At 69.6% G+C, this 771-nt stretch carries 1 protein-coding gene; it reads left to right on the forward strand.

All coding sequences use genetic code 11. From position 1 onward, the window contains the following. Positions 1–701 (forward strand): fructose-bisphosphatase class II family protein (locus NS184_RS16890; protein ID WP_058727225.1); only part of this gene is annotated, 701 nt, incomplete at its 5' end. Positions 702–771: the final 70 nt, after the last annotated feature.

Raw genomic sequence — 771 nt, forward strand, 5'->3', positions numbered from 1 at the left:
TCGACCCGATCGACGGCACCTCGCTGACCGCCGCCGGCCGCCAGAACGCGATCTCGGTCATGGCCGTGTCGGACCGCGGGTCGATGTACGACCCCAGCGCCGTGTTCTACATGGACAAGATCGCTGCCGGGCCGGAGGGGCGTGGGGTCCTGGACCTGGAGAAGCCGATCGGGGAGAACATCCGGGCGCTGGCGAAGGCGAAGCACAAGGACATCGAGGACATGCAGATCGCCGTCCTCGACCGGCCGCGCCACGACGAGCTCATCCGCGCCATCCGTGCCACGGGTGCCGGGACGCGGCTGCTGCTCGACGGTGACGTCGCCGGTGGCATCTCGGCGGCGCTGCCCGGTTCGAAGATCGACATGTGCGTCGGGGTGGGCGGGACCCCGGAGGGCATCATCACCGCGTGCGCGATCAAGGCGCTCGGCGGGGTGATCCTCGGCAAGCTCCAGCCGAAGGACGACGATGAGCGGCAGAAGGCGCTCGACGCAGGCCACGATCTCGACAAGGTCCTCGACCAGGACGACCTCGTCACGGGCGACAACACGTTCTTCGTCGCCACGGGTGTCACCGACGGTGTGCTCGTCGACGGGGTCCGCCGCTCCCGGGGGGTCATCCACACCGACTCGCTCGTGCTCCGCAGCCGCTCGAACACCATCCGCCGCATCCAGGCCGACCACCGCGCCGAGAAGTGGTTTTGATCTGCTGAGTCGCGAACTGGCGGCTGCATCCGCCCGGCGCCGGGTTCGCTCGGTGCCGGTCGCGATCGCG

It is taken from the genome of Curtobacterium luteum, assembly GCF_001475545.1.
Classification (GTDB): domain Bacteria; phylum Actinomycetota; class Actinomycetes; order Actinomycetales; family Microbacteriaceae; genus Curtobacterium; species Curtobacterium luteum_A.